Here is a 22,479-nt window from a genome sequence, read left to right as displayed (position 1 = left end):
AGCTGATGCGCAGGGCGGTGTTGATCGCGGCGGCGGTGGTTGTCACCATCGTCGCCGTGGTCTTCGCCTTTCAGCGCAAGCTGGTCTACTTCCCCTCCCCCGGTCCGCTGCCGTCCGCGGAGGAGGTGCTGCCCGGTGGCCGCGACGTGCGGCTGGTGACGGCGGACGGCCTGATGCTGGACGGCTGGCACTTCGAGGTGCCCGAGGCGCCGGCGACGGTGATCGTGTTCCCGGGCAACGGCGGTAACCGGCTGGGGCGGGTGCCGCTGGCCCGTGAGCTGACCGATCGCGGGTTGTCGGTGTTGTTGTTCGACTACCGCGGTTACGGCGGCAACCCCGGTGAGCCTTCCGAGGAGGGCCTGACCTACGACGCGCGGGCGGCGCTGGACCTGGTCGACGGCCCGGTGATCTACTTCGGCGAGTCGCTGGGCGCCGCGGTGGCCGTCGAACTGGCGACCTTCCGCCCACCGCGGGGACTCGTGCTGCGCTCGCCGTTCGCGTCGCTGGCCGCCGCCGGGTCGTACCACTACCCGTGGCTGCCGGTGAAGATGTTGTTGCGGGACAAGTATCCCGTGGTGGAGCGGGTGTCCGCTGTGGACGTTCCGACGGTGGTGGTGCTGGGGACCGCGGACTCCGTGGTGCCGCCCGCGCAGAGCCGTGAGGTGGCGACGGCGGCACGGGCCCGGCTGGTCGAGGTCGCGGGTGCCGACCACAACGACGAGGTGCTGCTGTCCGGTCCGCAGGTGCTCGACGCGGTGCTCTCCGTGCGCTGACCTACCTGGGCGCTGACGGGGCGATCTCGCCGGAGCCGCGGCGCACGAGGGCGGCGGGGACGACGGCGTGCACGGGTGGTGAGGTGTCGCCGTCGATGCGGGCGAAGATGAGCTCGGCGGCTTTGCGGCCCAGGCCCGGGACGTCCTGGCGCACGACGGTGATGCCGGGTTCGAGCATGTCGGCGAGCGGGAAGTCGTCGAAGCCGATGAGCGCGATGAGGTGCTGCTGGTCGCGGGCGCGCAGCACGCGCATGGCGCCGACGGTGACGAGGTTCTGCGCGGTGAACAGCGCGGACGGCGGCCGGTCGAGGTCGAGCAGCTCGGTCGCGGCGGTTTCGGCGAGGTCGGCGCCGTGCAGGTCGGTGCGCACGAGCTCCTCGCGCAGGGTGAGCCCGGCCTGGGCGAGGCCTTCGAGGTAGCCGGTGTAGCGCTCCTGGCTGGTCCACAGCGTGCGGCGGTCGCCGAGGAACGCGATGTCGCGGTGGCCCAGGGAGGCCAGTTGCAGGACGGCTTCGCGGGAGCTCTCGCGGTTGGTGGTGGTGACGCAGTCGGTGCCGCCGAAGGTGGGTGGGCGGTCGACGAGCACCATCGGGGTGCCGCGTTCGCGTTCCTGCTGCAGCGCGTCCTGGTGGCCACCGGCGGCCATGACGACGACGCCGTCGACTCGGCGCGCTGACAGCGACACGAGCAGTTCGCCCTGCAGGGTGCGGTCGTCCTCACTGCTGCCGGCGAGCACGAGGACGCCGTTGTGGCGGGCACGGTCCTCGACGGCGCGCAGCAGGGCGGAGTCGAACGGGTTGGACAGGTCTTCGAACAGCACGCCGATGGTGGCGCTGCGGCGGTCGGAGCGGCGCAGGCTGCTGGCGGTGAGGTTGGGCCGGTAGCCGAGGCTGCGGGCGGCGGCGCGGACGCGTTCGACCACTTCGGGGCCGGCGCCGGGCAGGTCGTTGATGACGCGGGAGACGGTCTTGGTGCTGACCTTCGCCAGTGCCGCGACGTCGCGCATCGTGGGTTCGCGTCTTTCGCCAGCTTGATCCATGTCCACCCACCTCGAGTAACGCTTGCGTAACGGCCGGTTGTGGCGTCTTCTCTCGGAAAGCTAGCGTCAACGATGACGTAATGGAATCCCCACTTCGCACGTAACCGCGCCCACTCTTTGTCCGCTCGGTTACGTCAACGTTGACGTAGGAGGAGTCATGTCGCGCAGAGCGTTCGGGCTGACGGCGGTGGCGGTGCTGACGCTGGCCGCGGCGGCGTGCGGGAACGGTGGCGGCACGTCGGGCGGTGGCACGCTCGTCGGCCTGGTCACGAAGACGGACACGAACCCGTTCTTCGTGAAGATGAAGGAGGGCGCGCAGCAGGCGGCCTCGTCCTCGGGTGCGACGGTGCAGTCGTTCGCGGGCAAGCAGGACGGCGACAACCAGACGCAGGTCGACGCGATCGAGAACCTGATCGCCTCGGGTGCGAAGGGCATTCTGATCACGCCGTCGGACTCGAAGGCGATCGTGCCGTCGGTGGACAAGGCGCGGGCGGCGGGTCTGCTGGTGATCGCGCTGGACACGCAGCTGGAACCGGCGTCCGCGGCCGATGCGACGTTCGCGACGGACAACTACAAGGCGGGGCTGCTGATCGGGCAGTGGGCGAAGGCGACGTTCGCGAAGTCCGGCAAGCAGGCCAAGATCGCGCTGCTGGACCTCAACCCGAACCAGGTGTCGGTGGACGTGCAGCGCGACCAGGGTTTCCTGGAGGGTTTCGGCGTCGAGGTGAAGGACAAGGCCCGCATCGGTGACGAGTCCGACCCGCGGATCGTGGGCCACGACGTGACCAACGGTGACCCGTCCGGTGGCCGCACGGCGATGGAGAACCTGCTGCAGAAGGACCCCGGGGTCAACCTGGTCTACACGATCAACGAGCCCGCGGCGGCCGGCGCGTACGAGGCGTTGAAGGCGGCGGGCAAGGAGAAGGACGTCGTGATCGTGTCGGTCGACGGCGGCTGTCCCGGCGTGCAGAACGTGAAGGCCGGGGTGATCGGGGCGACCTCGCAGCAGTACCCGTTGAAGATGGCGCAGCTGGGCGTGGAAGCGGTCACGAAGTTCGCCAAGGACGGCACGAAGCCCTCCAACACCGACACGGGCGTCACGTTGATCACCGACCAGCCGGCGCAGGGCGTGGAGTCGAAGGACTCGGCGTTCGGCCTGCAGAACTGCTGGGGCTGAGACCATGACGGCTGTCGTGGAGGAGCGGGACCGCTCCCTGCTGACACGGGTCCAGCACCTGCTGCACGCGCAGGCCACGATCGGGCCCGCGGTGGTGCTGCTGGTGTCGGTGGTCGTGTTCGCGCTGCTGTCGGAGCGGTTCCTCACGCCCGGCAACATCTCGCTGATCCTGCAGCAGGTCGCGGTCGTCGGGACGCTGGCCGTGGGGCAGACGATCGTGATCCTGACGGCGGGCATCGACCTGTCGTGCGGGGCGATCATGGTGCTGACGTCGATCGTGATGGCGAAGGTGGCGTCGGAGACCGGGCTGCCCGGCGTGCTCTCGTTGTTGCTGGGGTTCTTGGTGGGCACGGTGTGCGGGCTGCTCAACGGGTTGCTGGTGACCCGGTTGAAGCTGCCGCCGTTCATCGTGACGCTGGGGACGCTGAACGTGTTCTTCGCGTTGAACCTCTGGTACTCGCACAGCGCGACGATCCGTGGCACGGACATGCCGTCGTTGCTGCTGTTCACCGGGCAGACGTTCACCGTGGGCGGCACTCGGATCACCTACGGCTCGATCATGCTGGTGCTGCTGGTGGCCGCGATGGCGTTCATTTTGAAGAACACCGCGTGGGGCCGGCACGTCTACTCCACCGGTGACGACCTCGAGGCGTCGCGCCTGTCGGGTATCCGGACGGCGCGGGTCCTGCTGTCGGTGTACGCGACGGCGGGGCTGATCTACGCGGTGGCGGCGTGGACGTTGATCGGCCGGATCGCGTCGGCGTCGCCGCAGGCCGGGCAGACCGACAACCTGGACTCGATCACGGCGGTGGTGATCGGCGGGACGTCGTTGTTCGGTGGCCGTGGCGCGGTGGTGGGCTCGTTGCTGGGTGCCTTGATCGTCGGGGTGTTCCGCAACGGCCTGGCGTTGGCCGGGGTCGACGTGCTGTGGCAGACGATGGCGGTGGGTGTGCTGATCATCGTCGCGGTGTCGCTGGACCAGTGGATCAGGAAGGTGAAGGCATGACCACGCCGGTGCTGCAGGCCCGTGGCCTGGTCAAGCGGTACGGGAGGGTGACAGCGCTGGCGGGCTCGGACATCGAGCTGCTGCCCGGCGAGATCCTCGCGGTGATCGGCGACAACGGCGCCGGCAAGTCGTCGCTGATCAAGGCCTTGTCCGGGGCGGTGCTGCCGGACGAGGGCTCGATCTTCGTCGACGGCGAGGAGGTGTCGTTCTCGACGCCGCTGGACGCGCGGCGGGCGGGCATCGAGACGGTGCACCAGTCGCTGGCCGTGTCGCCGTCGCTCGACATCGCGGCGAACCTGTTCCTGGGCCGCGAACGCCGCCGGCCCGGTGTGCTGGGGTCGGTGTTCCGGATGCTCGACCGGGCCGGCATGCGGGAGGAGGCGCGCCGTCAGCTCGACGCGCTGGGGATCATGACGATCCAGAACCCCGGCCAGGCCGTGGAGACCCTGTCCGGTGGCCAGCGTCAGGCCGTGGCGGTGGCGCGCGCGGCGGCGTTCGGCAGCCGGGTGGTGATCATGGACGAGCCGACCGCGGCGCTGGGTGTGCGGGAGTCGCGTGCGGTGCTGGACCTGATCCTGCAGGTGCGGGAGCGGGGCCTGCCGGTGATCCTGATCAGCCACAACATGCCGCACGTGTTCGAGGTGGCCGACCGCATCCACATCCAGCGCCTGGGTCGCCGCAAGGCCGTGGTCGACCCGAAGTCGGTGTCGATGTCGGACGCGGTGGCGATCATGACCGGGGCGATGGAGCCGCCCGCGGCCTAGCCCGCGCTCGTGCCGAAGGGGTTGTCGATCACGTACCGCCACCGGCCGTCGCTGCCTTTGCGCGCGACGTCGGTGGCGGTGCCTGTCACGTCTCCGATGGTCCAGTCGACGATGAGCAGGGCGATGCCGTCGTGTTCGTAGACGTGCCTGGGCGTCAGGTCGATCGGCAGTCCGAGGTCGAGGAACCGCTGGTTGGCTTGGCGGCGTGCGGCTGCGGTGACGGTCTGGCCGGGGTGCGGGACGAACAGGCCGCCGGGTTCGTAGACGGCGTCGACGGCGTCCGCGTTCTGGGAGTTGAAGGCGGCGGCGAACTCGTGGGCCACACTGACGGGATGCATGACGACAGCGTCGCCTTCGCGGAAGTGGGTCACCAAACGGTGACCTGGGACCGGCCGGCCGCGGACTGCCCGGTGGAGGTGGCCCTGTCCGCGATCAGCGGCCGGTGGGCGACGCTGGTGCTGCGCAACCTGATGCACGGGCCGCAGTCGTTCTCGTCGTTGCGCGCCGGGCTGCCGACGTTGAGCGCGAAGGTGCTGACGGAGCGGCTGGACTCGTTGGTGGCGCACGGTTTGGTGTCGTGTTCGCGCTCCCCCGGCTTCCCAGTGCGCACGACGTACGCGGTGACCGCGAAGGGGTTGTTGCTGCGGCGGTTGCTGGTGGAGCTGTATCGCACGGGTGAGGCGCTATTGGGCGAGGTCTCGGAGCACTGACTCCAGTGGCGCGAGGACGTTGCGGGAGCTCTTGAGCTGCTCGGAGACGAGCACCTTGTTCGTGCCGAGACGGCGCCAGAATTGGCCGTCGACGGGGATCTCGATGACGTCGAGGTCGAACACGGGTGGGTGGCCGAGTTCCTCGGTGAGCTGGCCGACGATCTCGTGGAGCACTTCGGAGAAGGCGGCTCTGGCGTCGTCGCGTTGCAAGGTGAGCTCGGCTGAGCGCCGGTCGGGTTCCCAGTGTTCGTGGGCGTCGACCAGCTCTTCCGGCAGGCCGGCGGGCCAGCGGCCGGGCACGTGCTGGGCGCCGCCGGTGACGAGGGACTGCGCCCACCACCGGTCCCACTCGGGCCCGAAGGTCTCCGGCAGCGTGACGTCGTGCAGGCGCGGCACTGGCGGCGTCAGGGGTGGGATGGCGTCGGCGGTGGGGGTGCTGACGCCGAGCGCGTCGCGGACGTAGAGGGCGAAGGTGTCGCCGGGTCCGCTCGACACCATCCATCTGTGCTTGCCGTGGCTGAGATGCATGTGGATTCCCCCAGGGAAGGTAGCGGCTTCTAGTAGGGCGCGGCGAGGTCGCGGAGCACCGTCTCGAGTGGGGCGATGACGTTGCGGGAGGCCATCAGTTCCTCGGAGACGAGCACCTTGTCGCGGGCCAGTCGGCGCCAGAACTGTCCTTCGACGGGGATCTGGATCACGTCGAGCTTGAACAGCGGTCTGCGGCCCAACTCCTGTTCGAGCTCGGTGACCAGTTCGTGCAACGACACCGAGAAGGCCCTGGACGCGTCCCGCCCGTGGTAGCTCCCGGGTTTCAGGGAGCCGTCCCACCGCGTGTAGGCCTCGCGCAGCTCGACCGGAAGGCCGACCGGCTCACGGCCGAATCCCGTCAAGGTGCAGTCACGCCACCACCGGTCCCAGTCGTCGATGAGCTCGGGCGGTATCAGCGCATCGGTCAGCCGCGGCACCGGTGGGGTCAGGCGCGGAATCGAGTCCGCTGTCGGCGTGCTGATGCCGAGCGCGTCCCGCACGAACAGGGCGAAGTTGCCGGCGTCGTTGCACGAGATCAGCCACGTGGAATCCCCCGGGAAGTTCATGCTCCACGGTAGCCCCGGTTACAAGGGCACGGCGTCCAGTGCTTTGTAAATGCGTTTGTCGCTGACGGTGTAGCGGGTTCCGATGGTCTGGGCGAAGTAGGACAGGCGCAGTTCCTCGATCATCCAGCGGATCTCGTCGAGCTCGGGCGCGGGTTCGTCGGCCGGGGTCTGCGCGCGCAGTTCCCGGTATTCGGCGTGGACCTCGTGCACCTTGGCTGTCCAGTCGAGGTCGCGGCGCGGGTTCTCGGGCAGCTTCTCGATGCGCCGGGCGATGCCCTTGAGGTACCGCACGAGGTCGGGCAGCCGGTCGTAGCCGGTGTTGGTGACGAATCCCTTGTACACCAGCGAGTTGAGGTGCGCGCGGATGTCGGCGGCCGAGTCAGGGGCGCCCTTGAGCCCGGACAGTTTCAGCTCGGCGTCGTGGGCTGCTTCGAGGACCTTGCGGACTTCCTGGACGACGACCCAGGTGGTGTCGTTCAGGGCGGCCTGGACCTTCTTCAGCTGCGCGGCGTAGGCCTTGGCGTCCCACGCCGGCTCGCCCATGAGCCGGTCGACGGCGGCGGTGATGCAGTCGGCCAGCAGTGCCGCGACGCCGCCGTGCGGGTTGCGGGTCAGGGCGAGCTTGGCGGCGTTGTCGAGGTGGCGTTGCAGGTGTTTGACGGGCGAGTTGATGCCCATCAGCAGGAGCCTGCGCACGCCGCGCCGGTGGGCGTGGGCCTGGCGTCCGGGGGTGTCGAGGACCTTGATCGCGACGGCGGAGCTCTGGTCGACCAGCGACGGGTAGGCGGTGACGGTGATGCCGGACTGCCGTTGTTCGATGGTCTTGGGGAGGCTGTCGAAGTCCCAGGTCGTGAGGCCGGTGCGTTCGAGGTGGCCGGCGGCCTGGCTGAGCGACTCGCGGACCTCGTCGCGCAGTTTCTCCTTCAGTGCCGCGATGTCCTTGCCTTCGGCGAGGGTGCGGTTCTGGTCGTCGACGACCTGGAAGGTGAGCTTGAGGTGGTCGGGGACGGCGTCGAACTGCCAGTCCTCGCGGTGCACGGTGACGCCGGTGAGTGCTTTGAGCTCGCGTTCGATGCCGTTGAGCAGGCCGGTTTCCTCGGGTGTGACGCGGGCCAGCACGGCGGTGGCGACGTCGGGCACGGGGACGAAGTTGCGGCGGATCTGCTTGGGCAGTGACCGGATGAGCGCGACGACGAGCTCGTGGCGCAGGCCGGGGATCTGCCAGGAGAACGCGTCGTCGTCCAGCGTGGTGAGGGCGGGCAGCGGGAGCTGGACGGTGATGCCGTCGTTCTTGGTGCCAGGTTCGAAGTGGTAGCTCAGCGGAAGGGTGAGCTCGCCTTGGCGCCACTGGTCGGGGTAGGCGTCGGGGCTGACGTCGGCGCGGTCGTTGACCAGCATGTCCTTGGTGAAGGTGAGCTGGTTCTTGTCCTTCTGCTTCTTCCACCACGAGTCGAAGTGGCGGGCGGAGACGACCTCGGGGGCGACGCGCTGGTCGTAGAACTCGAACAGCGTCTCCTCGTCGACGACGATGTCGCGGCGGCGGGCGCGGTTCTCGAGCTCCTCGACTTCTTCGAGCAGGGCGCGGTTGGTGTGGAAGAAGCGGTGGTGCGTGGTCCACTCCCCCTGCACGAGCGCGTGGCGGATGAACAGCTCACGGCTGAGTTCGGGGTCGATGCGGCCGTAGTTGACCTTGCGGCCGGCGACGATCGGCACGCCGTAGAGCGTCACCTTCTCCAGCGCCACGACCGATCCGCGTTTGGTTTCCCAGTGCGGTTCGGAGTACTGGCGTTTGATCACGTGCTCGCCGAGGCGTTCGGCCCATTCGGGTTCGATCTTGGCGACGATGCGGCCCCACAGGCGGCTGGTCTCCACCAGTTCGGCGGCCATCACCCACTGCGGTGGTTTCTTCGCGAGCGCGGAGCCGGGGAAGATCGCGAACTTGGCGTTGCGGGCGCCGAGGAACTCGGTCATCGGCCGCCGTTTTTCGCCGGGCGCCTGCTTTTTGAGGATGTCCTGGACGCCGATGTGGCTGAGCAGACCGGACAGCAGGGCGATGTGGATGTTGCGCGGCTCGCCGGGCTGGTCGTTGAGGTGCATGCCGATCTGCTTGGCGACCTGGCGCAGCTGCAGGTAGATGTCCTGCCACTCGCGCACGCGCAGGTAGTTGAGGAACTCGGCCTTGCAGCGTTTGCGGAACTGGTTGCCGCTCAGCTCGCGCTGCTGCTCTTTGAGGTACTCCCAGAGGTTGAGGAACGTGATGAAGTCGGATTCCTTGTCGACGAACCTCGCGTGCTGCTGGGTGGCGGCTTCCTGCTGGTCGGCGGGGCGTTCGCGGGGGTCCTGGATGGACAGCGCCGCGGCGATGATCATGACTTCTTTGAGGCAGCCGGTGGTGTCGGCTTCGAGCACCATGCGGCCCAGGCGCGGGTCGACGGGCAGCGCGGCGAGTTTGCGGCCGGTCGGGGTGAGCTTCTTCTCGGCGGCGTTGATGGCGCCGAGTTCCTGCAGCAGGCCGATGCCGTCGTTGATGTTGCGGCTGTCGGGCGGGTCGATGAACGGGAACCGGGCGATGTCGCCGAGGCCGATGTTGGTCATCTGCAGGATGACGCTGGCGAGGTTGGTGCGCAGGATCTCCGCGTCGGTGAACTCGGGCCGGGCCTCGAAGTCCTCTTCGGAGTACAGGCGGATGCAGATGCCTTCGCTGACGCGGCCGCAGCGGCCCTTGCGCTGGTTGGCGCTGGCCTGGCTGATCGGTTCGATCGGGAGGCGCTGAACCTTGAGGCGGTGGCTGTAGCGGGAGATGCGGGCGTTGCCGGGGTCGATGACGTACTTGATGCCCGGCACGGTGAGGCTGGTCTCGGCGACGTTGGTCGCGAGCACGATCCTTCTGCCTGTGTGCCGTTGGAACACGCGGTGCTGCTCGCCGACGGACAGGCGTGCGTAGAGCGGGAGGATCTCGGTGTTGGTGAGGTCTTCGGCTTTGAGGGCGTCGGCGGTGTCGCGGATCTCGCGTTCGCCGCTGAGGAACACCAGGACGTCGCCGGGGCCTTCGGCCTGCAGTTCGTGGACGGCGTTGATGATGCCCTGGGTCTGGTCGTCCTCCTCGTCGAGCGGCCGGTAGCGGGTCTCGACGGGGTAGGTGCGGCCGGAGACCTCGATGACCGGTGCGTCGCCGAAGTGGGCGCTGAAGCGTTGCGGGTCGATCGTGGCACTCGTGATCACGATCTTGAGGTCTGGTCGTTGCGGCAGGAGCTGTTTGAGGTAGCCGAGCAGGAAGTCGACGTTGAGGCTGCGTTCGTGGGCCTCGTCGATGATGATCGTGTCGTAGCGGCTCAGGGTCCGGTCGGTCTGGATCTCGGCGAGCAGGATGCCGTCGGTCATGAGCTTGACCAGCGTGTCGTCGCCGGACTGGTCGGTGAAGCGGACCTTGTAGCCGATGGTGTCGCCGAGCTTGGTGCCGAGCTCTTCGGCGACGCGTTCGGCGACGGTGCGGGCGGCGATCCTGCGGGGCTGGGTGTGGCCGATCTGGCCGATGACGCCGCGGCCCAGTTCGAGGCAGATCTTGGGCAGCTGGGTGGTTTTGCCGGACCCGGTCTCGCCGGCGACGATCACGACCTGGTTGTTCGCGATCAGCTCTTTGATGTCGTCCTTGCGCTGGCTGACCGGCAGCTCTTGCGGGTAGGTGATCTTGGGGACGGACTCCCGGCGCAGCGCGACCTTGAGCGCCGCCTCGTCGATCAGGGCGGCGATCTCCTCGGTGATCTTCTTGCGGGCGAGCGGGTCCTTGACCCTGCGTACGCCGTCGAGGCGCCTGGCGAGCCGGCGTTGATCACGCGGCATGAGCTCGGGGAGGCGTTGGTGCAGTTCAGCGAGCTGGGTGTCCATTTGCGCTCAAGGATAGTCAGCCGCCGCGAATCGTTCGCGCCAATAACCGCCCGGGCCGTGGCAGCGAGCCTGGCCGGGGTCGTGGCGGCGCCTGGCCGCACCGGTGTTCTCCAGGCTGTTCGCGCATTTCGCGGGCGTTGTCGGGAATGCGCCGTGCCCGGTCCGGTGATGCTCCGATCGGCGGTCTCCGAAAATTGTCAGACCCCTCCGATAGCGTTGCGGGTATGGACCTCGATGTCTTCTGGGGACTTCTCGAACGCTCCTCTGCCGTGACCTCTGAACAGCACGAACGTCGCCTGTGGCTCACCTCGCAGCTGGCGTTGCTGCCGCCTTCCGACATTCTGGGCTTCGAGACGTTGTTAAGTGCGTCACGTGGTCGTGTAAACACGTTCTCGCACTGGCACGCGGCTTATGTGTTGTGCGACGGGATGTGTTCTGCCGGGCAATTCTTCTCGTTCCAGTCGTGGCTGGTGGGGCTGGGCCGGTCGGTGCTGCGCGAGGTCGCGGCGTGCCCGGACGCGCTGGCGGACGTGCCGGCGGTGCGGACGCTGCTGGCGGTGGGCGCGGACTCGTGGCCGGACAGCGCGTGGCCGTTGTGGGACGGCTTGGGCCGGGTGGCGCACGACGCGTTCTTCACCTCGACGGGGCGTTCGCTGGAGAACGCGCTGAGGGTGCTGGGGTGTGTGCGAGTGGTGGAGGCGGGCCCGTTCACGGGTCCGGTGTGGGATCTGGACTCGCCGCTGGAGGCCGCGGTGCGTCTGCCGCGGCTGTGGGAGCTGTCGGCCGGGCTGGAGGAGGCGGCATGACGCGGGTGGACGCTGGTGGTCGTCGCACCGGCGTTGCGCACCTCGTTACGGCAGCGGTCTGACCAGGCACGATGGCAGGCCTCCGAAAATTGTCAGACCCCCTCGCTAGCGTGCTCGACATGGACCTGAACGAGTTCTGGGTCCTGGTCGAGAGGTCCGCTGCCGAGACCTCCGGTCAGGACCGGCGGCTGGAGTGGCTCGTCGCCGCTCTGTCTTCCGCGGAAGAGGCAGTGGAGTTCGCGCTGCGCCTGGACGAGGTGCGGCGCCGGGTGGACACGTGGGCGCACTGGCAGGCGGCCGACGTGATCTGCGGCGGGCTGTGCTCGGACGACGGGTTCTTCTACTTCCAGGCGTGGCTGGTCGGTCAGGGCCGTGCGGTGTTCGAGGCGGTCGCCTCCTCGCCGGACTCGTTGGCTGATCTTCCGCACGTCCGGTATCTGGCGTCGCGTGGTGGCGTGCACGCGTGGGCTGATGACGACTGGCCGGCGTGGGAGGGCCTCGACTACGTGGCAGCCGAGGCGTTCGACGGTGATCTGGAGTCCGTTGTGGACTCGCGTGTGCTGGTGTCGCCGGAGCCGGCGGGGCAGCGGTGGGACTTCGCGGATCCGGCGGAGATCTCGGCGCGGGTTCCGCGGCTGGGTGCGTTGTTCGGGAAGGTGGCGTGATGGACGTGCCGGTTGATGTGGTCGTGTGGCGGGCTCCGGGCCCGGCGTCCTCGGCGGAGGCGGCGGCCCGCTACGCCGAGCTGCGGTCCTCGCCGCTGGGCGCGTTCGACCGCGCGGTGGCGGCGTTCGTGCGCGAGTTACGCCAGACCTCGCCCGACCCGGCCTCGCCCGTGTCGTGGTCCGAGGCGCTGACGGTGGGCACGGACGCGGTGATCGTGCACGTGGTGTGGCCGGGCCAGCGGCAGGTGCTGGACCTGGTGGCGTTACTGGCGTCGCGGCACGGCCTGGTGTGTTACGAGCCGGCGCGCCAGGTGGCGATGTCCTGACGCAGCAAGTCCTTCGTGCCCTGTGGCGCGAAGGAGGCGTCGACGGCGTTGGTCGCGATCCACGCGATCGTGTCGTCGTCGAACCCGAGCTCGTCGCGCAGCAACTGGTACTCGCCGGTCAGCGAGGTGCCGGTCGCCGAGGGGATGTCGGTGCTGAGCGTGACGACCAGCCCGGCCTCGATCAACCGTGTAACCGGATGAGAGGAGACGGACTCGACCAGTCCCAGCACGACGTTGGACGACGGACACACCTCCAACGGAACGGCGCGGTCTTCGAGCAGCCTGACGACCTCCGGGTCCTCGAGCGCCCGGAACCCGTGCCCGATCCGGTCAGCGAGCCCGACGGTCACAGCTTCGGCGACGCTCGACGCCCCACAACACTCCCCGGCGTGGTGCACGAGCCCGACCCCTGCCTCACGCGCGGCACGAAACACAGCGGCGAACGGCGCCAGCGGATAACCCTCCGCCCCGGCCATCCCGATCGCCACGACCTGTGGGTGCGCCACCGCGAGCCGAAGCGACTCCTCGAACCTCGCCACCGACCGCTTGCGAGGGTGGTCCACGATCACACGGCATTCGATGCCGTGGGCGGCCTGTCCTGCGGCGAGCCCGGCCAACACCGCCTCGAGCGGCATGTCCGGATCCCGAAGCCGTTCCCCGTGCGCAGCCGCGGTGAACGTGACCTCGGCGTACCGAGTCCCCTGCGCTGCTTCCTCGGCGCAGAACTCGTACGCGATCCGGCTGAAGTCCTCGGCCCGCCGCAGGCAGTCCCGCACCGCACCGTTGTGCGCCGCGAACTGCCCAAAATCCCCGAACGCCCCGACCTGGCCCGCCACCTCAACGCCGTAACGGTCCGCGAGCTCCTCCAGGGTGTCCGCGCGCACCGTGCTCTCCAGGTGCACGTGCAGGTGGGCCTTGGGCAACGCGGCAAGATCACGCATGCCGGGCGACGTTACCCAGCCCGTCCGCCCACCGCCCGGCATTTTCGCCCCGCCACCGAGCCCCTGCCGGCCGCCGAGGCCCGGCCATTGCGGCCCCGGCGATCGTTCGCCGACCTGCCGCGAGGTCCCGCTGACGCCACTCGGAAGAGTGAACCTCGTCCGGACGTACGCGTGGTGCCCTCTAGTAGATGTCCTGAATTTATGATCAACCGCCTCCCGCAAATAAGGAGGAGCGCGGGGGCGGATGGGGCGTTGGAAGGGAACAGCCGCGTCGACCCGGCCAGGAGTGACGACTTGGCCAAGCCGCGTCGACTCGGCCAAGGAATGGCGACCGGGGTTGCGTCGAGTAGGCCAAGCAGTATCGACCCGGCCAGCCGGGACCGATCTGCCGGCCGCGGGTGACCCGGCCAAGCCGCGGCGAGCCGTGACCGATCTGCCGACGGAATTGGGCGCGACACCGTGCCGCGCCCCCGGCTAGGTTCCGGGCCATGCCTGATGTTGTGCAGACGCGCCACGGCGCGAGGGTCCTGATGTGCGCGCCGGACGGCCCGCCGATCGGCGACGAGCAGTCCGCTGTGGACCTCATGGCCACGCTGTGGGGCCAGGACGTGCAATGGCTGGTGCTGCCGGTGGTGCGACTGACGGAGGACTTCTTCGTGTTGCGCACGCGGGTGGCGGGCGCGGTGGTGCAGAAGCTGCAGCAGTACGGCTTCCGGGTCGTGGTGGTCGGGGACATCGCCGGGTACGTGGAGGCGAGCACGGCGCTGCGGGACTTCGTGTACGAGTCGAACCGCGGCCGGCAGCTGTGGTTCGTGGCCGATGAGGCGGAGCTCGACGCGCGCCTGAACGCAGCCGCCTGACCCGCCACGGGCTCCGGTGGACACGACGACGCCCCGCCAGACCCTGCCGCTTGGCCGTTGCCTGGTCCCTCCGCCTGCCCCCGTTGTCTGACCCCGGTGCCTGGGGCTCGTCGCCTGAGGACAGCCGTCCGACCTCGTTACCCGCCGCCCGAGGGCCAGCCGGCTAACTCCGCCTGAGGGCGCCGGCTAACCCCGCCGCCCGACGGCAGCGCCTGACCCCCGCCTGACCCCGCCGGACGCTCGATTGCACGCTCACTGACCCACCCGAAGCCCTATTGCAAGTCAATGGCAACAAGTAGGCTCGTTGGCATGGACGTCCGCCGCTCCCTCTCGAACCACGCCGGCTCGCGCCGATCCCCGCACGAGATCCTGCGACGGCTCGCCGACCGGGTCACGCCGGACACCACGACCGACGAACCGGTGCGGGAGTTGGAGGAACGGGTCGCGACCCTGCTCGGAAAGCCACGAGCGCTGTTCTTCCCGTCGGGAACGATGGCGCAGCAGACGGCGCTGCGGGTGCACGCCGAGCGGACCGGCCGGCACGCGTTCGCGGGGCATCCGCAGTCGCATCTGCACGTGTGGGAGAACCAGGGTTACAGCGCGGTGCACGGTCTGCGGTTCCATCCCGTGGGCGACCGCAACGCGCTGCTCACGCGAGACGATCTCGCCGCGGTCGGGGAGCCCCTCGCCGCGGTCGTGATCGAGTTGCCGCAGCGCGACATCGGCGGTCTGCTGCCGACGTTCGAGGACTTGGCGGCTCAGACGAAGTGGGCCAGGGAGAACGGTGCGGCCGCGCACTGTGATGGCGCGCGGCTCTGGGAGGCGCAGACCGGTTACGACGCAACGCTTCCGGAGATCGCGAGTCTTTTCGACACGGTGTATGTGTCGCTCTACAAAGGACTCGAAGGTGTCCGGGGCGCGGTGCTCGCGGGTGACGCGGAGACGATCGCGCACGCGGAGGTGTGGCGGCGGAGGCTGGGCGGGGCGATCGTGGACGCGTGGCCGTTGGCGGTGATCGCGTTGATGGGCATGGACGAGAACCTGCCGCGCATGCGGGAGTTCAAGGCTCACGCGCAGGCCATCGCCCGGGCGATCAACGAGGACGGCTTCGCGCACACCACGCCGGAAGTGCCGAGCACTCCCCTGTTCCACGTCCATCTGCCGATGTCGCGAGAAGAGGCGCAGCAGGCCGCGCGCAACCTGGCGGAGGACACCGGGAACAAGCTGTTCCTGTACGCGCGGTCGAACCCGGATCCGCGCCGGTGCAGCTTCGAGGTGAGCGTGGGGATCAGCGCGCTGGAGTTCACGCCGCGCGAGGTGGCGGAGCTGGTCCGAGGGCTTCCCAAGCGGATCTGAGGATTCCCCAACCAGGCCCGGAGGATTCCCCAACCAGGTTTAAGGGCTCCCCAAGCGGGCTGAGCACTCCCAGCCAGGCCCGAGGCTCCCCCAAGCGGGCCCCGAGAGGCCTCTCAAGCGGGGACAGACGGGCTCCCCAAAGCGAGTCTGAGCCCACAGATTTGTGACCCAGGTCTCAACGGCGGCGGTTAACTCTAAACAAGATCCCCGCCGGTAGGGCTGCACCAAACGAACCAGCGCACTGCACCGAAAGCACGCCGCAACACAGAAGTTTCCGTCGTGTTTCCACACTGGTTGAGCTGCTCTTTTGTTCCACCATTCGGACAAAAGCCGATCTCCTGACCAGCGGAGCAGCTCAATTCGTGAAGCAATCTCGCACTTTGGGAGTGGCTGGTCGCATGCACTCAGAGCAATACGATCACCACGCCCGGTCATCGACGATGGCCGAGATGTTCCACGGTGGTCGGCCCGGTACCCCTGTAACGCCGGAGCGATCACTCCCTGCACCGGAACAAGGAGCGTTCCATGAACCGCAAAACCCTGGGCGTCACCACCGCCCTGATGTCCGCGGCGGCCCTGGCCGCCACGGGCACGCTGGGAGCCAGCGCGGCGCCACAACAGGCCGTGAACCCGTTGCTCGCGGCGGCCGAGCAGGCGGGGACGATCTCCACCGCTCTCGGCCTGTCCGGCGGCGAGCAGCTCGTCCCGCGTGACGTCGTGCGCGACGCCGACGGCACCAGCCACCTCCGGTTCGACCGGACCCTCAACGGCCTCAAGGTTTTCGGCGGCGACGTCGTCGTCACGCAGAAGGCCGGCCGGCTCACCAACGTCGCCAAGGCGTCCGAGGCCTCCCTCGCCGGCCTCGACACCTCCGCGCCCGTCGCCGCTCAGGCCGACTCGAAGCTCGTGGTGTTCGCGTTCGACCGCGCGCCCGTGCTGGCGTGGGAGTCGGTCAAGCACAGCGTCAACGAAGACCAGACGCCGAGCGAGCTGCACACGTTCACCGACGTCAAGACCGGTGAGACGCTGCTGTCCTACGACGACATCCACGTCGCCGAGGGCACCGGGCAGTCCACCTTCAGCGGCACGGTGGCGCTGAACACGACCCAGTCGGGCAGCACGTTCCAGCTCAAGGACCCGGCGCGCGGCAACCAGGCCGTCAACAACCTCAACAACAGCTCCGGCAACGGCACGCTGTTCACCGACGCCGACAACAAGTGGGGCAACGGCACCTACACCGACAAGGCGACCGCGGGTGTCGACGCGGCGTTCGGCGCCGCGAAGACGTGGGACTACTACAAGAACGTCCACGGTCGTAACGGCATCAAGAACAACGGTGTGGGCGCGCTGAGCAAGGTCCACTACGGCAACAACTACAGCAACGCGTTCTGGAACGACTCCTGCTTCTGCATGACCTACGGCGACGGCACGAGCAACCAGCACCCGCTGACCTCGCTCGACGTCGCGGCGCACGAGATGTCGCACGGCGTCACCTCGGCCACCGCGGGCCTGGTCTACTCCGGTGAGTCCGGCGGCCTCAACGAGGCCACCAGCGACATCTTCGGCTCCACCACGGAGTTCTACGCCGCCAACTCGGCCGACGTCGGCGACTACCTGATCGGCGAGAAGATCAACATCCGTGGCGACGGCAAGCCGTTGCGCTACATGGACAAGCCCTCCAAGGACGGTCGCAGCCTCGACTACTGGTCCTCCACCGCGGGCAACGTCGACGTGCACTACTCGTCCGGCATCGCCAACCACTTCTTCTACCTGCTGTCCGAGGGCAGCGGCCAGAAGACCATCAACGGCGTCGCCTACGACTCCCCCACCGCCGACGGCCAGCCCGTCACCGGCATCACCCGCGCCAAGGCCGAGAAGATCTGGTACCGCGCGCTGACCACCAAGTTCACCTCCAGCACCAAGTACGCCGCCGCCCGCACCGGCACCCTCGCCGCCGCGGCCGACCTCTACGGCGCCTCGTCGCCGGAGTACGCGGCGGTCAACCGGGCCTGGGCCGCGGTGAACGTCAAGTAAGGACCCGCCACAAGACCGGGGCCCGGACCGCCACCCCCTGCACGGTCCGGGCCCCGGCGTTCTGCTGTGCGCGGCACCGCACAATCTCCCCATGGGGATCCGCACCACCGTCATGGTCCGCGACCTGACCTGCCCGCGCTGCGGCCACACCGCCGACCACGACGTGCAGATCAGCTGGGGCGGCGACGGGATCGCCCACGCCGAGATCGGTGACTGGCTCGACGTCGGCACCTGGGTGACCGGGTCGAAAGGCGAGCCCCACGTCGTCCTCCGCGGCACCGGCCTGCCGTGCGCGGGATGCGGCGCGGCCGGCCGGTTCGAGGTGGAGCTCGTCTGCGACGTCGTCGACTCCGTCACCTGGGTTCCCGATCAGGGCTCCAGGTCGGTGGCCGCGAGGAACGACCCGTCCATGTAGAACGGCACGGACTGGTGCTCGTGCGTGATCAGCCACTGGCCGTCCCGCCGCGCCAGCCCCACGGTGATGCGCGTCCACATCGAGAACCCCTCCGGGTAGCCGACCGGCACCGCGGCGAGCCGTCGCAGGCCGTGCACGAACGCCAGGTCACCCGACACGGCCACCGACAGGTCGCGGTGCTCGATCGTGATGGGCCCGTCGAACCCCGCCATCCACCCCGCCACCGCCTCCGGGTCACGGGCGTCCAGACCCGCGTTCAGCAGCGGCGGAGCCAGCGTGAACGTCACCGCGTCATCGGCGTACCGGGCGACGACACGAGCAGGCGACCGCTCCCGCATGCCCTCCACGAGCGACGTGAACAACGCGCGGATCGCGGCCTCGTCCTGCACCAGCGTGTGAGTCATCTCGAAAACCTCCGTGAAGTTGGCTGACACACCGGTGTCGAAGCACGGCCCGCGGTCTCGACATGGCAGTGAGAAGATTTTTCTCGAGCCAGCCGAGAGCGGAGGCCGAACGTGAAGTACCTGATCCTCATCTACAGCAACCCGAAGTCGCGGGCCGCGTGGGAGAAGCTGACCGACGAGCAGCAGATGCAGTTCGGGCAGGACCACTACGACCTGTCCGCCAAGCTGCGCGCGTCCGGGGAGCTGGTCGTCAGCGAAGGCCTCGCCGGGCCCGAGACCGGAAAGGGCGTGAGCATCCGCGACGGCGAGGTCGTGGTCACCGACGGACCCTACGCCGAGGCCAAGGAGTACCTGGCCGGCTTCTACCTGGTCGAGGCCGACACGATCGAGGAGGTCATCGCCCACGCGGCGACGTTGCCCGACGCGCACAACGACGGCATCGAGATCCGGCCCATCTTCGACATGAGCATGCTGGACCTGTGAGGACGACGCCGCGGATCGAGGGCCTGCTGCGCGAACTGGCGCCGCAGGTCCTTGGCGTGCTGGTCAGACGCCACGGGCAGTTCGACGTGTGCGAGGACGCCGTGCAGGAAGCCCTGCTCGGGGCCGCGCAGCAGTGGCCGGAGGAGGGGATCCCGGACAACCCCAAGGGCTGGCTCATCACGGCCGCGAGCCGCAGGTGGATCGAGCAGTACCGGTCCGAGACGGCACGGCGTCAGCGCGAGGAGAAGGTCGTCGCCCTGACACCTCCGCCGGCCGATCCCGCGCCCGCCCAGGACGACACGCTCACGATCCTCGCCCTGTGCTGCCACGAAAGCCTCACCACGGCCTCGCAGATCGCGCTCACGCTGCGAGCGGTCGGCGGCCTGACGACAGCGGAGATCGCACGCGCGTTCCTCGTGCCCGAATCGACCGTGGCACAACGGATCAGCCGCGCCAAACAGAAGATCAAGGGCACCAAGTTCCGCGCACCCAAAGACCTGACAGCAGTGCTGCACGTGCTCTACCTGATCTTCACCGAAGGTTCGACCGCGAGTTCGGGCGACGACCTCGTCAGGGTCGACCTCACCGCGGAAGCGATCCGGCTGACCCGGCAGCTGCACCGCAGACGGCCTGACGACGGCGAGCTCACCGGGTTGCTGGCGTTGATGCTGCTCACCGACGCCCGCCGCCCGGCCCGTACCGACGAGCAGGGCGCGCTCGTCCCGCTGGCAGAGCAGGACCGCCGCAAATGGGACGCGGAAGCCATGAACGAGGGTACGCAACTCATCCGCAAAGCCCTCGAAACCGCCCAAATCGGCCCGTACCAGCTCCAGGCGGCGATCGCGGCCGTGCACGCCGACGCCAAGACCGCGCAAGACACCGACTGGCACGAGATTCTCGGCCTCTACGAGCTGCTGACGGTCACCGCGCCCGGCCCGATGGTGTCACTGAACCGGATCGTGGCGGTCGCGATGGTCCACGGCCCGCGGCAAGCACTCGACGAACTGTCCACACTGGACCTCGACCACTACCGGGTGCACGCCGTGAAGGCACATCTGCTTGACCTGCAAGGAGAACACGACCAAGCGAAAGCGGAGTACGAGAAGGCCGCGAAGCTGACGTTGAGCGTGCCGGAGCAGCGCTACCTCAGCTCCCGGTCGCGCCGCCCACGGTAGCGTCAGAGGAAGGCTCCTCCTGCGGCGGCGCCTGAGGCACCACACCCGCCAAATCGCCACCGTTGTCGTTGACACGCAACACGAACGGCCGCGTCTGCGTGTACTGCACGACCGAGATAGAACACGGATCGACGACGATGCGCTGGAACCCGTCCAAATGCACGCCCAGCGCGTCCGCCAGCACAGCCTTGATCACATCACCGTGCGAACAGAGCACCCACACCGCACCCGGCCCGTGCTCCGCCGTGATCCGGGCATCATGCGCGCGCACAGCGGCGACAGCGCGAGCCTGCACGTGCGCGAGCCCCTCGCCCTCGGGGAACACGGCGGCGGACGGATGCTGCTGCACAACAGCCCACAAAGGCTCGTTGAACAGGTCCTTCAACGCCTTGCCGGTCCACGCGCCGTAGTCCACCTCGGACACATCCGGCTCCGCGACGGCCTCCAGCGCACGATCCGCCAGCAACGGCGCCAGCGTCTCCTCGCAACGCTGCAGAGGAGACGACACGACAGCAGCGACCGGAATGTCCTTCAAACGACCGACGAGTGCCGTGGCCTGCGCCTGCCCCCGCTCGTCCAAACCCACACCCAGCGATCGCCCGGCGAGCACACCGGAACCGTTGGCAGTGGAACGAGCATGTCGAAGCAGAATCACCGTGGCCACGACATCCACCTTAGATCGGCTGCAGCAACCCCATCGACAGCAGCCCCATCAGCACGAGGCCCAGCATCAACCGGTACCACACAAAAGCCGAGTAGGAATGCTTCGACACGTACTTCAACAACCACGCGATCGTCGCGTAACCCACCACGAACGCGATGATCGTCGCCACGATCATCTGCGGAACCGACGCCTGCACACCCTCACCCGAGCGCTCCAGCACGTCCGGAATCGAGAACAACCCCGCCCCGAACACCGCCGGAATCGCCAGCAGGAACGAGTACCGCGCCGCCGCCTCCCGCGTCAGACCCAGGAACAGACCCGCCGTCAACGTCCCACCCGAACGCGACACACCCGGGATGAGCGCCAGCGCCTGCGCCAGACCCATCCCGATCGCGTCCTTCATCCGCAGCTCATCACGCTGATGCTTCGCCAGATGATCCGCCAGACCCAGCAGCAGGCCGAACACCACCAGCATCGTCGCCGTGATCCACAGGTTCCGCGCCGACGTCCGGATCTCGTCCTTGAGCAAATACCCGAGAACCGAGATCGGCACCGAACCGATGATCACGTACCAGGCGAGCCGGTAATCCTTCTCCTTGCGCGCCTCCGCGCTGAACAAGCCGCGGAACCAGGCGGAGATGAACCGCCCGATGTCCTTGGCGAAGTAGATCAGCACCGCCACCTCGGTACCCAGCTGGATGACCGCGGTGAACGACGCACCCGCATCGTTGCCGAAGAACAACGTCGACGTGATGCGCAGATGCGCACTGCTGGAAATCGGCAGGAATTCCGTCAGTCCTTGGACCAGTCCGAGGACCAGAGCCTGCAACCAGCTCAACTACCCACTCCTGCCAGATCCAAAGCCTCGGCCGCGGTCCGAAGACCCGCGATCCCCTGCTCCAGATCTTGCAGCATCGGCGAAACGGACAGCGTGGTGACCCCCGCGGCAGCGAGCGCCTTCATCTTGTCTGCTATGCGCTCCTTCGGCCCCAGCAACGACGTCGCGTCCAGGAACTCCAGCGGAATCGCCGCCATCGCGCCGGCGTAGTCACGAGCCAGGTACTTCTCCTGGATCTCCTCGGCCTCAGCCGGGAAACCCATGCGCACCATCAGGTTGTTGTAGAAGTTCTGCTTACGCGAACCCATACCGCCGACGTACAGCGCCGTGTACGCACGCACCGGATCCGCGCACGCCTTCCAGTCCTCACCGACGATCAACGGCACGGTCGGCACCACGTCGAAACCGTCCATCGTCTTGCCGGCCTTCTCCCGGCCCGCCCTCACACTCGCCAGCGACTCACCGGAGAACTCGGGCGAGAAGAAGATCGCCAGCCAGCCGTCCGCGATCTCGCCGGTCAGCTCCAGATTCTTCGGGCCGACGGACGCCAGGTAGATCGGGATCTGGTCACGCACGGGGTGCACGGTCAGCTGCAGCGCCTTACCGGGACCATCCGGCAACGGGAGCGTGTAGTGCTCACCCTCGTAACGCAGCTTCTCGCGGGAGAGAGCCTTGCGCACGATCTCCACGTACTCACGCGTGCGCGCCAGTGGCTTGTCGAACCGCACACCGTGCCAGCCCTCCGACACCTGCGGACCCGACACGCCCAGCCCCATGCGGAACCGGCCGCCGGAGAGGGTGTCGAGCGTCGCCGCCGTCATGGCCGCCATCGCCGGCGTGCGCGCCGGAATCTGGAAGATCGCGCTGCCGACGTCGATGCGTTCGGTCTGCGCGGCCACCCACGCGAGCACCGTCGGCGCGTCGGAACCGTAGGCCTCCGCGGCCCACACCACCGAAAAGCCGAGCCGGTCGGCCTCTTTGGCCAGCTCCAGGTTCGCGGCGTCGTTGCCGGCGCCCCAGTATCCGAGGTTCAATCCGAGCTTCACGGGCGAGACCCTACCGGT

General features: G+C 68.4%; 24 protein-coding genes. 14 read left to right on the top strand and 10 right to left on the bottom strand.

The window, feature by feature from the left end:
- Positions 1-5 precede the first annotated feature (5 nt).
- Positions 6-773, top strand: a complete 768-nt coding sequence (locus tag ABZ345_RS40295; protein ID WP_359860230.1) for an alpha/beta fold hydrolase — start codon at positions 6-8, stop codon at positions 771-773.
- A 1-nt stretch (position 774) separates the two neighbouring features.
- Here ABZ345_RS40295 and ABZ345_RS40290 read toward each other — a convergent pair whose 3' ends face one another.
- Positions 775-1,812 carry a LacI family DNA-binding transcriptional regulator gene (locus ABZ345_RS40290; protein ID WP_359860229.1) on the bottom strand — a complete coding sequence of 346 codons (1,038 nt, stop codon included), beginning with the start codon at positions 1,810-1,812 and terminating at the stop codon, positions 775-777.
- Positions 1,813-1,969: 157 nt separating this feature from the next.
- On the opposite strand from ABZ345_RS40290, the gene ABZ345_RS40285 reads away from it, so the two are divergent.
- Genes ABZ345_RS40285 through ABZ345_RS40275 form a run of 3 tightly spaced genes read left to right on the top strand, consistent with a single transcriptional unit; the run spans position 1,970 to position 4,759 of the window.
- Complete coding sequence (locus ABZ345_RS40285; protein WP_359860228.1) at positions 1,970-2,989, top strand: sugar ABC transporter substrate-binding protein; 1,020 nt, start codon at positions 1,970-1,972, stop codon at positions 2,987-2,989.
- A gap of 4 nt (positions 2,990-2,993) precedes the next feature.
- On the top strand, positions 2,994-3,995 hold the full coding sequence (locus ABZ345_RS40280) for an ABC transporter permease (protein WP_359860227.1): 1,002 nt from the start codon (positions 2,994-2,996) through the stop codon (positions 3,993-3,995).
- Positions 3,992-4,759, top strand: coding sequence for an ATP-binding cassette domain-containing protein (locus tag ABZ345_RS40275; protein ID WP_359860226.1), 768 nt, complete (start codon positions 3,992-3,994; stop codon positions 4,757-4,759). Before ABZ345_RS40280 ends, ABZ345_RS40275 begins: the two co-directional genes overlap by 4 nt.
- Here the strand turns inward: ABZ345_RS40275 and ABZ345_RS40270 are convergent.
- Entirely contained in the window at positions 4,756-5,097 is a 342-nt protein-coding gene (locus ABZ345_RS40270) for a nuclear transport factor 2 family protein (protein WP_359860225.1), read from the bottom strand. The two genes, ABZ345_RS40275 and ABZ345_RS40270, sit on opposite strands and share 4 nt — an antisense overlap.
- On the opposite strand from ABZ345_RS40270, the gene ABZ345_RS40265 reads away from it, so the two are divergent.
- Entirely contained in the window at positions 5,092-5,469 is a 378-nt protein-coding gene (locus ABZ345_RS40265) for a helix-turn-helix domain-containing protein (RefSeq protein ID WP_359860224.1), read from the top strand. The genes ABZ345_RS40270 and ABZ345_RS40265 overlap by 6 nt on opposite strands.
- Here ABZ345_RS40265 and ABZ345_RS40260 read toward each other — a convergent pair.
- The 3 genes from ABZ345_RS40260 to hrpA are packed head-to-tail and all read right to left on the bottom strand — an operon-like array spanning position 5,443 to position 10,448.
- Positions 5,443-5,997, bottom strand: a complete 555-nt coding sequence (locus ABZ345_RS40260; RefSeq protein ID WP_359860223.1) for a hypothetical protein — start codon at positions 5,995-5,997, stop codon at positions 5,443-5,445. The genes ABZ345_RS40265 and ABZ345_RS40260 overlap by 27 nt on opposite strands.
- Before the next feature lie 29 nt (positions 5,998-6,026).
- Entirely contained in the window at positions 6,027-6,563 is a 537-nt protein-coding gene (locus ABZ345_RS40255; RefSeq protein ID WP_359860222.1) for a hypothetical protein, read from the bottom strand.
- Positions 6,564-6,581: 18 nt separating this feature from the next.
- Positions 6,582-10,448 carry an ATP-dependent RNA helicase HrpA gene (hrpA, locus tag ABZ345_RS40250; protein ID WP_359860221.1) on the bottom strand — a complete coding sequence of 1,289 codons (3,867 nt, stop codon included), beginning with the start codon at positions 10,446-10,448 and terminating at the stop codon, positions 6,582-6,584.
- 224 nt (positions 10,449-10,672) lie between these two features.
- Here hrpA and ABZ345_RS40245 point away from each other — a divergent pair, with 224 nt between their 5' ends.
- The 3 genes from ABZ345_RS40245 (at position 10,673) to ABZ345_RS40235 (ending at position 12,245) form a co-directional block, all read left to right on the top strand.
- The gene (locus ABZ345_RS40245; protein WP_359860220.1) at positions 10,673-11,254 is read left to right on the top strand and encodes a DUF4240 domain-containing protein; all 582 of its coding nucleotides are present in this window, start codon (positions 10,673-10,675) and stop codon (positions 11,252-11,254) included.
- Positions 11,255-11,373: 119 nt separating this feature from the next.
- Positions 11,374-11,919, top strand: a complete 546-nt coding sequence (locus ABZ345_RS40240; RefSeq protein WP_359860219.1) for a DUF4240 domain-containing protein — start codon at positions 11,374-11,376, stop codon at positions 11,917-11,919.
- Entirely contained in the window at positions 11,919-12,245 is a 327-nt protein-coding gene (locus tag ABZ345_RS40235; protein ID WP_359860218.1) for a hypothetical protein, read from the top strand. The genes ABZ345_RS40240 and ABZ345_RS40235 overlap by 1 nt, the downstream gene beginning before the upstream one ends.
- On the opposite strand, the gene add is transcribed toward ABZ345_RS40235, so the two are convergent.
- Positions 12,212-13,186 (bottom strand): adenosine deaminase, encoded by a 975-nt coding sequence (gene add / locus ABZ345_RS40230; protein WP_359860217.1) that lies wholly within the window; start codon positions 13,184-13,186, stop codon positions 12,212-12,214. The genes ABZ345_RS40235 and add overlap by 34 nt on opposite strands.
- Positions 13,187-13,674: 488 nt before the next feature.
- Between add and ABZ345_RS40225 the strand changes: the two genes are divergently transcribed.
- The 4 genes from ABZ345_RS40225 to ABZ345_RS40210 all read left to right on the top strand — a co-directional run bounded on the left by ABZ345_RS40225 (position 13,675) and on the right by ABZ345_RS40210 (position 17,851).
- Positions 13,675-14,046: a DUF4180 domain-containing protein gene (locus ABZ345_RS40225; RefSeq protein WP_359860216.1), complete on the top strand. Its 372-nt coding sequence runs from the start codon at positions 13,675-13,677 to the stop codon at positions 14,044-14,046.
- Positions 14,047-14,355: 309 nt separating this feature from the next.
- The gene (locus tag ABZ345_RS40220; RefSeq protein ID WP_359860215.1) at positions 14,356-15,402 is read left to right on the top strand and encodes a beta-eliminating lyase-related protein; all 1,047 of its coding nucleotides are present in this window, start codon (positions 14,356-14,358) and stop codon (positions 15,400-15,402) included.
- Between the two features lie 525 nt (positions 15,403-15,927).
- Positions 15,928-17,436, top strand: a complete 1,509-nt coding sequence (locus ABZ345_RS40215; RefSeq protein ID WP_359860214.1) for a M4 family metallopeptidase — start codon at positions 15,928-15,930, stop codon at positions 17,434-17,436.
- Between the two features lie 91 nt (positions 17,437-17,527).
- Positions 17,528-17,851 (top strand): hypothetical protein, encoded by a 324-nt coding sequence (locus ABZ345_RS40210; protein ID WP_359860213.1) that lies wholly within the window; start codon positions 17,528-17,530, stop codon positions 17,849-17,851.
- On the opposite strand, the gene ABZ345_RS40205 is transcribed toward ABZ345_RS40210, so the two are convergent.
- Positions 17,806-18,255, bottom strand: coding sequence for a nuclear transport factor 2 family protein (locus tag ABZ345_RS40205; protein ID WP_359860212.1), 450 nt, complete (start codon positions 18,253-18,255; stop codon positions 17,806-17,808). The genes ABZ345_RS40210 and ABZ345_RS40205 overlap by 46 nt on opposite strands.
- A gap of 111 nt (positions 18,256-18,366) precedes the next feature.
- Between ABZ345_RS40205 and ABZ345_RS40200 the strand changes: the two genes are divergently transcribed.
- Positions 18,367-18,738, top strand: coding sequence for a YciI family protein (locus ABZ345_RS40200; protein ID WP_359860211.1), 372 nt, complete (start codon positions 18,367-18,369; stop codon positions 18,736-18,738).
- Entirely contained in the window at positions 18,735-19,913 is a 1,179-nt protein-coding gene (locus tag ABZ345_RS40195) for a sigma-70 family RNA polymerase sigma factor (RefSeq protein ID WP_359860210.1), read from the top strand. Before ABZ345_RS40200 ends, ABZ345_RS40195 begins: the two co-directional genes overlap by 4 nt.
- Here ABZ345_RS40195 and ABZ345_RS40190 read toward each other — a convergent pair.
- The 3 genes from ABZ345_RS40190 to ABZ345_RS40180 are packed head-to-tail and all read right to left on the bottom strand — an operon-like array spanning position 19,885 to position 22,461.
- Complete coding sequence (locus ABZ345_RS40190; RefSeq protein WP_045317081.1) at positions 19,885-20,577, bottom strand: histidine phosphatase family protein; 693 nt, start codon at positions 20,575-20,577, stop codon at positions 19,885-19,887. The genes ABZ345_RS40195 and ABZ345_RS40190 overlap by 29 nt on opposite strands.
- Before the next feature lie 10 nt (positions 20,578-20,587).
- Positions 20,588-21,415, bottom strand: coding sequence for an undecaprenyl-diphosphate phosphatase (locus tag ABZ345_RS40185; RefSeq protein ID WP_359860209.1), 828 nt, complete (start codon positions 21,413-21,415; stop codon positions 20,588-20,590).
- Positions 21,412-22,461: an LLM class F420-dependent oxidoreductase gene (locus tag ABZ345_RS40180; protein ID WP_359860208.1), complete on the bottom strand. Its 1,050-nt coding sequence runs from the start codon at positions 22,459-22,461 to the stop codon at positions 21,412-21,414. Before ABZ345_RS40180 ends, ABZ345_RS40185 begins: the two co-directional genes overlap by 4 nt.
- Positions 22,462-22,479: the final 18 nt, after the last annotated feature.

The sequence above is a fragment of the Lentzea sp. NPDC005914 genome (assembly GCF_040629405.1).
GTDB lineage: Bacteria > Actinomycetota > Actinomycetes > Mycobacteriales > Pseudonocardiaceae > Lentzea.
Note: the sequence above shows the minus strand (reverse complement) of the source record. Positions and strands in the feature narration are given on the sequence as shown.